This window comes from Streptomyces sp. NPDC047982 (genome assembly GCF_043204165.1).
Lineage (GTDB): Bacteria > Actinomycetota > Actinomycetes > Streptomycetales > Streptomycetaceae > Streptomyces.
Genome location: NZ_JBIDBS010000010.1, coordinates 232545 through 241226 on the forward strand (window position 1 = coordinate 232545; position 8682 = coordinate 241226).

Here is an 8682-nt window from a genome sequence, read left to right on the forward strand (position 1 = left end):
CCGCACGGCCCCGACCGACCGCACAGTCCCGAACAAGCACTCCCCGGCCGAACCATCACGGCATCACCGTCCCGGACGCGCCCTCCCGATCGACCGGCCGCCCATGCGGCCGACCACGGCCCGATCACCCTCCCCCGACCGGTCACCCCGGCCCTGCCGACCCCGCCACGTCACTCACGGCGAAACCTTCCTCACCCAAAGTCCGGTCACTCTTCTTGCGTAACCCCTGTGCCGCGCCTCTCGTTGTGTCGGTTGCAGGCCCCCTGTCGTCACCCATGTCCGCTGACACTCACTCATTCGTGTGGAAGCGCTCAAGGTGTACAACCTTCCGGACACCCAGGGGAGTCGACCGTCATGACGAGAGGAGGTGCCGCCAGTGATCGCACACGTTTCGGCCCACCGGCGGGCGAACGCCTTCGCCCAGGCCCTGGAGGAGCAGCCGCCCCACGACGAGGCGGCCGCACAGTCCGAGGAAGCGGCCGAACCGGCCGGCCACGGACCGCTGTTGGCCCTGGCGAACGGCCTCGGTGAGCTACCGCGGCCGGAGTTGGATCCCGAAGTCAAAATGGTGCAGCGAGCCCAGCTCGTCGCCGCCATGGAGGCCATGCTCGCCGAGGGCGGCGCGTCCGCGGGCCCTACGGTGCCCGAGCAGCGCACGAAGGGCGCCCACCGGGCCTCCGCGCTCCGGAAACTGCGTCCGCGTTCACGCTGGTCGAAGGGGCTCGCGGCCGGCGGCCTCACCGTCGGTGTCGCGGCGGGGGCCTTCGGCGGAGTGGCCGCTGCCAGTTCCGACGCCCTCCCGGGTGATTCGCTGTACGGGCTCAAGCGCGGCATGGAGGACATCCACCTCGGGCTGGCCAGCGGCGACGCCGACCGCGGCGAGGTCTACCTCGACCAGGCGTCGACCCGGCTGAGCGAAGCCCGCCGCCTGATGGAACGTGCCCGTTCCGGCGACCTCGACCACGAACAGCTCGGTGAGATCCGGCGCACGCTCAACGGCATGACGCACGACGCCACCGAAGGCCACCGGCTGCTCCGCGCGGCCTACCAGCAGGACGGCGCCATCGGCCCGATCCAGGCCCTGGATTCCTTCTCCCGTTCGCACCGCGGGAGCTGGAGCAGCCTGCGCGACCGGCTGCCGCTTCAACTGACCGACATCGGCGACCAGGTCAGCTCGGTGTTCGACGCCATAGACGAGGAAGTCGGGCCGCTCCAGTCGCTACTGCCCCGCAGCCCGGACAGGGACGACGACGCGAAGCGGTCCGACTCCGGGGAACGGGACACCGCCCCGTCGCGTACGGGCGCGACCACGCCCTCCGCGCCGGACGCCTCCCACAGTCGTACGGGCGACAGCGCCACGCCCCACCCGTCCGGCGGCTCCGGCAGCGCCACGTCCGACGGCCTGCTCTCCGGTGGCACGGACGGACTGTTCGGCACCCAGCCGCCGGGCAGCGACCCGTCCACCGGCGACCGGGTCAGCCCGCCGCCGTCCCCGGACGTCACGCTGCCCCCGCTCCTGCCCGGGCTGCTCCCCGGCCTGGGGATCGACAGCGAGCACGTGGACGAGTGACCCGTCAGCCATCCTTCGATCGTCGGCCGTCCCGAGCCGGTCCGGCGATCGAGGGGTGAGCCGCCGGAAGGCTCCGGCGGAAGAACCCGTCAGAAGAACACCGACCTCCGGTGCACCAGCAGCTTGTACAAGGTGTGCTGAATCTGCTCACGCACCTGATCCGTCAGGTTGAACATCAGCATCGGGTCGTCCGCCGCCTCCACCGGATACCCGCTCGTGGAGATCGGTTCCCCGAACTGGATCGTCCACTTCGTCGGCAGCGGCACCGCCCCCAGCGGGCCCAGCCAGGGGAACGTCGGCGTGATCGGGAAGTACGGAAACCCGAGCAGCCGGGCCAGCGTCCGGGAGTTGCCGATCATCGGATAGATCTCCTCAGCGCCCACGATCGAGCACGGAATGATCGGCACGCCTGCCCGCAAGGCCGTGGAGACAAAACCACCCCGGCCGAAGCGCTGAAGCTTGTACCGCTCGCCGAACGGCTTGCCGATGCCCTTGAAACCCTCCGGCATCACCCCGACGATCTCGCCCCGCCCCAGCAGCCGCTCCGCGTCCTCCGTGCATGCCAGCGTGTGACCGGCCTTCCGGGCCAGCTCGCTCACCACGGGCAGTACGAAGACGAGATCGGCGGCGAGCAACCGTAGATGCCGCCCCGCCGGATGATTGTCGTGCACGGCGACCTGGAGCATGAGCGCGTCGAGCGGCAGCGTGCCCGAGTGGTTGGACACGATGAGCGCGCCGCCGTCCGACGGGATGTTCTCGATGCCCTTCACCTCGACCCGGAAGTACTTCTCGTACAACGGCCGCAGCATCGACATGAGGACCTGGTCGGTCAGTTCCTCGTCGTACCCGAACTCGTCGACGTCGTACTCGCCGGTGACCCGCCGTCGCAGGAACGCGAGCCCGGCGGCGATCCGCCGCTCCCAGCCGTCTGCGTTCTCCCGCGCCTGCCCGGCCTCCCGGGCCTCCTCCCACGGCGACTCGGCGTCCTGCTGCCCCGGCAGGGCACTGACGGCCGCGGTGCCGGGCACGGAGGCCGCGGTGGGCCGGCGTCGCGCGGAGCGCGGTGGGCCGCCCGACCGCGAACGGTCGTCGTCGAACGGAATGACCTTGGCATCCGCCATCGTCGATGCGCTCCTCTACTGCCTGCCGGCGCTGGGGGTCGGGGATGTGCAGCCCGCCCCGGTGATCCGCGGTGACTCGCCCGCAGCCCCGATGAATGGTGCGGCTGCCAGCCTGTCGATCGCCCGCCCCACCACCTCCGGCGGCAGCAGCCCGGACCCCTGACCGCGCGCGAACTCCGCGAACGTCTCCGCGGTGGTGAACCCCGGGTGGAAGCCCAGGGTCTCGCGCATCTGGACGGTCGAGACCACCCGGCCGTGCGTCAGCAGCCGGATCTGCTCCGGCGAGAAGTCCGTCATGCCGACCCGGCGCAGGGCCTGACCGACCCAGGTGACGGCGGGCAGCAGCAACGGCATCGTCGGCCGCCCCAGCCGCCGCGCGCACTGCGAGAGCAGCAGCACCCCGTCCCCGGCGATGTTGAAGGTGCCGCTGTTCAGCGTCCCGCGCCTCGGCTCCCGCGAGGCGATGCCCAGGACGTCGACGACATCGTCCTCGTGCACGAACTGGAGTCTCGGGTCGTACCCGAACACCGTCGGCAGAACGGGCAGCGACAGATAGTCGGCGAGCGGCGAATCCGCCTCCGGCCCCAGGATGTTCGCGAACCTGAGCACGCACACCGCGACGTCCGGCCGACGGCGCGCGAAGCCCCGCACGTACCCCTCGACCTCCACCACGTCCTTCGCGAAACCCCCGCTGGGCAGGGACTTGGGCGGAGTCGTCTCACCGAAGACCGCCGGATCGCGAGGCGCGGAACCGTACACGTTCGTACTGGACTTGACCACCAGCCGCCGTACGCCCGGCGCCTTCTGGCAGGCCCCCAGCAGCTGCATCGTGCCGATGACGTTGGTCTCCTTGACCGCCGTCCGCCCGCCCGTACCGGCCGACTTCGCGGAGACGTCCAGATGGACGACCGTGTCGACCGCGTGCTCCGCGAGAACCCTCGCGATCGTGGGCCGACGGATGTCCGCCGTCACGAACCGGGCGTCGCCCAGCGAGTGCCCGGGCGCGACCGCGTCGACGGCGATCACCCGGTCCACCTCCGGGTCACGCTGGATGCGCCGCACGAAACGGCCGCCGAGCTGCCGGGCCGCTCCCGTGACCAGCACGACCTTTCCCAAGATCAGCGCCTTCCGTCGAAAGGTTTCACCTGGCCGTCACCGTAGCGGGTGGACGCCGCCCCGCGGCGCCCTCGCGGCGGGCTTCCCCCGACGGTTGGCCCGAATGCGGGTACCTCTCCCCAACGCGCCGCAGCCCTCCCGTCATTTCGACGGGAGGGCTGCGGAATCACGAACCGCGTTCGCTTACTTCTTGTTGCGACGCTGAACGCGCGTGCGCTTGAGCAGCTTGCGGTGCTTCTTCTTGGCCATCCGCTTGCGCCGCTTCTTGATAACAGAGCCCACGACTACCCTCGCTCACTTCTCGGAACATCCCCACGCCAGCGGGGATCGGTGCGGGGCGTCTGGGCCCACACGACCTACGTCGGCCTAGCCTACCCGCCACCGAGTGAGGGACGTAATCCGAGGCGAATATCAGGTGGACTCCGCCCCGATATCAGGCGGATTCCACCCCCACGAAGGACTCGCGGAGATACTCGTGAACCGCTTGCTCCGGGACCCGGAAGGACCTGCCCACCCGGATCGCCGGCAGATGACCACTGTGCACCAAACGGTACACGGTCATCTTCGACACCCTCATGACCGCGGCGACTTCCGCCACGGTCAGAAACTTGACCTCATTGAGAGGCCTTTCGCTGCCAGCAGCCATGACCCACCTGTACCTTCCGCACGAGACGCGCACCGGCTTCCCCTCCGGTGACTCTTCGTCGTTGTGCGCTCACTCCCCAGATTAGGGGCGGGTGATGCGAGTGGGGAAGAGGAGAGGTGATCGGCCGCCTACTGTGACAGACACGCCCGATCGAGTACATGGCGAGTGAGCAGCAGGGAGGCGGCGGACCGCACGGCGTCGTCGAGCGACACGGCGAAACCGACACCCTCCCCCAGGGCCTCCCCGACGAACAGCGCGGAGTCGTCCGTGTCCGTCGGCCCGATCGCCTCGATGCCCGGCTGACCTGCCCCGCAGACCCACCCGTAGTCCCCCACGACCAGCCCGGGGAGCCGCCCGTCGCTCGCCGCGGCCACGTCCAGGACGACCCGTACCGACAGCGGCGAGTGGGTGTGTGCGCCGGTGCCGTCGCCGGGATTCCGCGCGCCCGGCTCGCGCACCATCGCGACCCCTCGTACGTAATCGAGGCGGCTGGTGCGTACGCCGAACCGGGTCGTTATGTCGATACATCGCCCCTGCGCGGGAGTGAGGACGGGACATCCCACCGCCGACGCGGCGTCTGCCAGCGCTGCGTAGAAACCGAGCAGCCGGTGCGGGTGCCCCGTCTCGAACAGCACCGGCGACCGCCGCGACACGGCCTTCGACAACCGCCCGGCGAACGCCTCCAGCCCCGCCAGGGTCCGCATCGGATCGATCATGTCGGGGCCCGGGACGAGAACGGGGTCGTCGCAGACCCCGCACTTGTCAGTCATCAGACGAAGAAGGTCGGGCTCGTCCCCATTCCCCTCGGGGGAAAGGCCGAGCGTCATGCGCGGATCCCGGGCCGCGAAGAGCCGATAGCTCCGCAGGCTCGCCTCCCACGTCGTGGCCACGGGCCCGGCCAGCCGTGCCCTCGGCAGATGCGCACGCAGCGCTCCGGTGCTCGACACCCCGCCGATGCTTGCGCAACCACCCGAAAGGGAGGCCAAAAACCGGGCGAAGCACCACGGTTGGCGTAACGGGCCTCGATCGCGTACGACAACGCCCGTACGCGGCGCGGGGAGACGCGGTCTCAGGCCAGCAGCCCCCGCAGCGGGAACGCCGCCCGCCGGGTCGCCAGCACCGCCTGGTCGAGCCGGTCCGCCGGGTCGTACCCTTCCTCCCACGGCCTCCAGGAGGGAGCACGCCCGTCCGTCATCCGGGCCGGCCCCCACCGCCGTGTCCTGGCATAGACCTCGTCCCGCCATGAGGACGGGATCACCGACCCGGGGTCCACCGGTGCGTGCGCAGCGATCCCCACCAGATGCGCCCAGGACCGCGGCACCACGTCGACCACCTCGTATCCGCCGCCTCCGAGCGCGATCCAGCGCCCGCCTTCCGCGTGGGCGTGGGCGAGGTCGTGACAGGCCGCCATCACCGCACGCTGAGCGTCCAGCGACACCGCGAAGTGGGCGAGCGGGTCCTCGAAGTGCGTGTCGGCCCCGTGCTGGGTGACCAGGACCTGCGGCCGGAAGTCCGCCATCAGCTCCGGCACCACCGCGTGGAACGCGCGCAGCCAGCCCGCGTCGCCGGTGCCGGCGGGCAGCGCCACGTTCACCGCGCTGCCCTCGCCCGCCCCGGTGCCGGTCTCCTGCGGCCAGCCGGTCTGCGGAAAGAGGGTGCGCGGGTGCTCGTGCAGCGACACGGTCAGGACCCGCGGGTCCTCGCCGAACGCCGCCTGCACCCCGTCGCCGTGGTGCACGTCCACATCGACGTACGCGACCCGTTCGGCGCCCAGTTCCAGCATCCGCGCGATGGCGAGCGCCGCGTCGTTGTAGACGCAGAACCCGGCCGCGCCGCCCGGCATGGCGTGGTGCAGCCCGCCGGCGAAGTTCACGGCGTGCGTGGTGTCGCCGCGCCACACCGCCTCGGCCGCGGCCACCGACTGCCCGGCAATCAGAGCCGAGACCTCGTGCATCCCCCTGAACGCGGGGTCGTCGACCGTCCCGAGCCCGTAGCGCTGATCGGCCCGCTCCGGATCGGCGGAGGCCGCGCGCACGGCCGCCACGTAGTCCTCGCGGTGCACCAGGCGCAGCGTCGAGTCCCCGGCGGGCCTGGCCGCCACCACGTCCACCGCGCGGTCGAGACCCAGTGCCCGCACCAGCCCCATCGTCAGCGCGAGTCGCACGGGGTCCATCGGGTGGCCTTCCCCGAAGTCGTATCCCGTGACTGCGTCATCCCACATCAGCTGTGTGCGGCCGCTCATGCCCGCCACCGTATCGGGCGGGTGGCGTGTCGAACGACTTGGCGTACGCGAGCGTCGCCAGCACCAGCACCATCGGCACGAGCATCGCCCCGCGGTAGCTCCACGCGTCCCCCAGCACGCCCACGAGCGGCGAACCGATCAGGAATCCCACGTAGTTGAAGACGTTGAGCCGCGCGATGGCCTTCTCGCTCGCGCCCGGGAACATCCGCCCGGCGGCGACGAACGTCTGCGGCATGACCACGCACAGCCCGAACCCCAACATCATGAACCCGAGCATCCCCACCCATGCCCCGCCCGCCCCCGCGACCACGGCGAACCCGGCGGCCGCCAGCACGCTCCCGAACCGCACCACGGCCACGGTGCCGAACCGCCGCACCCCGAAGTCACCGACGGCCCGTCCCAGCAGCGTCGTCACCATGTAGACGTTGTACGGAACGGTCGACAGCTGCTCCGAACTCCCCAGCACGTCGTGCAGGTACTTGGCGCTCCAGTTGGAGACCGTCGAGTCTCCGATGTACGCGAAGCTCATCACCAGACAGAGCGGCATCAACAGCTTGAAGGAGACCGAGGCACCGCCCTTGCCCTGCTCCTCCTCCCGCCCCGAGGCGGCCGTCCCGCCCTCGACGTACCAGCGGCTCCCGATGAACGCGGCGGGCAGCAGCACGACGACGGCCGAGAAGTACGACATCAGCAGCGAGAGGTTCCAGTGAGCCCCGGCCCACGCCATCGACGCCCCGGCGATCCCGCCCAGGCTGTACGCCGCATGGAACCCGAGCATGATGGAACGCCCGTAAGCCCGTTGGAGACCGACCCCGATCATGTTCATGGAGGCGTCGAGCGCCCCGACGGCGAGCCCGAACATCCCGAGCGCCAGCGCCGCTTCCCACAGCGTGTCACCTGCTGCGGCGGCGAGCAGCGCGAGCATCACCAGGGGCTGCGCCCACCTCAGTACGATGCCCGGCCGCACCCGTGCGACCACCTTCTCGGTGACCACGCTGCCCACACCGGCGAGGATCGGCACCGCGGCCAGAAACACCGGCAGCAGCCCGTCGGATATTCCATACCGGTCCTGGATCGCGGGTATCCGTGTCACGAGCAGAGCGAACGTCACTCCCTGCGCGAAGAAGCTCAGCGTGAGGGAGGCCCTGCCGTGCCGCAGGCGCACTTCTGTCATGGCCACAGTCATGGTCGCGAGCGTAGGGCCGGTCTCTACCCGTGGGTAGAGAGATCACGTGAGCATGTCCCGCAGTTGACTCATGTCGGAGAAGAAGCCCGTCACCCCGGCGAGCCGGTCCGCCGGCATCATCGACGTGAACCCGTACACGTCCATCCCCGCGGCCCGCGCCGCCTGAACGCCGAGCGGGCTGTCCTCGATGACGACGCACCGCTCGGGGGCGAAGCCCATCCGTTCGGCGGCGTGCAGGAACAGGTCGGGCGCCGGCTTGCCGCGGCCGACATCGTCCACGCTGAAGATCCAGTCCTCTTCGAACCACTGATCCAGCCCGGTCTTGCGGTGCCCGACCCGGATCCGCTCGTGGCTGCTGGACGACGCCACGCAGTAGGCCACCCCGTCGGCGACGAGCCCCGCCAGCACGTCCTCGACGCCCGGCACCGGCTCCAGCTCCTGGCGGAACGCCGCGAAAACGCGCGAGTGAAACGCCTCGTCGAAGTCGTCGGGCAGCTTCTCCCCCGTTCTTTCCTCGACGAGATCGTGCACGCGGTGCACGGCGGCCCCCATGTAGTCCCGAAGGCTTTCCTGGTACGAGGTGGGGTGGCCGAGTTCGGTGAGGTACTCGGCCAGGACCGTGTTGGAGATCGGCTCGCTGTCCACGAGCACCCCGTCGTTGTCGAAGATGACCAGTTCGTAGCGCATGGTCCGAGACTAGACGCTCTGAACGCGAGAAAGCCCCGCACCACAAGGGTGCGGGGCTTCCCCACAAAAACTGTTCGGCGGCGACCTACTCTCCCACAGGGTCCCCCCTGCAGT

9 protein-coding genes are annotated in these 8682 nt (G+C 70.3%); 1 reads left to right on the forward strand and 8 read right to left on the reverse strand.

What is annotated here, in order from left to right:
- Window positions 1–376: 376 nt before the first annotated feature.
- Window positions 377–1570: a DUF5667 domain-containing protein gene (locus ACGF2V_RS15565; protein WP_362621758.1), complete on the forward strand. Its 1194-nt coding sequence runs from the start codon at window positions 377–379 to the stop codon at window positions 1568–1570.
- Window positions 1571–1659: 89 nt separating this feature from the next.
- On the opposite strand, the gene ACGF2V_RS15570 is transcribed toward ACGF2V_RS15565, so the two are convergent.
- From ACGF2V_RS15570 to ACGF2V_RS15605, 8 genes are all read right to left on the reverse strand, one after another.
- Window positions 1660–2691, reverse strand: coding sequence for a lysophospholipid acyltransferase family protein (locus ACGF2V_RS15570; protein WP_362621760.1), 1032 nt, complete (start codon window positions 2689–2691; stop codon window positions 1660–1662).
- Between the two features lie 15 nt (window positions 2692–2706).
- Window positions 2707–3807 (reverse strand): NAD-dependent epimerase/dehydratase family protein, encoded by a 1101-nt coding sequence (locus tag ACGF2V_RS15575; protein WP_362621762.1) that lies wholly within the window; start codon window positions 3805–3807, stop codon window positions 2707–2709.
- A 183-nt stretch (window positions 3808–3990) separates the two neighbouring features.
- Window positions 3991–4089, reverse strand: a complete 99-nt coding sequence (locus ACGF2V_RS15580) for a 30S ribosomal protein bS22 (RefSeq protein WP_003948845.1) — start codon at window positions 4087–4089, stop codon at window positions 3991–3993.
- 151 nt (window positions 4090–4240) lie between these two features.
- A complete protein-coding gene (locus ACGF2V_RS15585) occupies window positions 4241–4453 on the reverse strand; it encodes a helix-turn-helix domain-containing protein (protein ID WP_335937133.1) in 213 nt (70 codons plus the stop codon).
- A 128-nt stretch (window positions 4454–4581) separates the two neighbouring features.
- The gene (locus ACGF2V_RS15590; RefSeq protein WP_362705921.1) at window positions 4582–5400 is read right to left on the reverse strand and encodes a phosphatase; all 819 of its coding nucleotides are present in this window, start codon (window positions 5398–5400) and stop codon (window positions 4582–4584) included.
- 122 nt (window positions 5401–5522) lie between these two features.
- Window positions 5523–6695, reverse strand: coding sequence for an acetoin utilization protein AcuC (locus tag ACGF2V_RS15595; RefSeq protein ID WP_362621765.1), 1173 nt, complete (start codon window positions 6693–6695; stop codon window positions 5523–5525).
- Window positions 6664–7869, reverse strand: a complete 1206-nt coding sequence (locus ACGF2V_RS15600) for an MFS transporter (RefSeq protein WP_362706278.1) — start codon at window positions 7867–7869, stop codon at window positions 6664–6666. The genes ACGF2V_RS15595 and ACGF2V_RS15600 overlap by 32 nt, the downstream gene beginning before the upstream one ends.
- A 54-nt stretch (window positions 7870–7923) precedes the next feature.
- A complete protein-coding gene (locus ACGF2V_RS15605) occupies window positions 7924–8568 on the reverse strand; it encodes an HAD family hydrolase (RefSeq protein WP_362705918.1) in 645 nt (214 codons plus the stop codon).
- Between the last annotated feature and the right edge of the window lie 114 nt (window positions 8569–8682).

Coding starts and splice junctions, on each gene's coding strand:
- ACGF2V_RS15600 (WP_362706278.1), bottom strand. CDS start 7,869: ATGACAGAAGTGCGCCTGCGGCACGGCAGGGCCTCCCTCACGCTGAGC.
- ACGF2V_RS15585 (WP_335937133.1), bottom strand. CDS start 4,453: ATGGCTGCTGGCAGCGAAAGGCCTCTCAATGAGGTCAAGTTTCTGACC.
- ACGF2V_RS15595 (WP_362621765.1), bottom strand. CDS start 6,695: ATGAGCGGCCGCACACAGCTGATGTGGGATGACGCAGTCACGGGATAC.
- ACGF2V_RS15605 (WP_362705918.1), bottom strand. CDS start 8,568: ATGCGCTACGAACTGGTCATCTTCGACAACGACGGGGTGCTCGTGGAC.
- ACGF2V_RS15570 (WP_362621760.1), bottom strand. CDS start 2,691: ATGGCGGATGCCAAGGTCATTCCGTTCGACGACGACCGTTCGCGGTCG.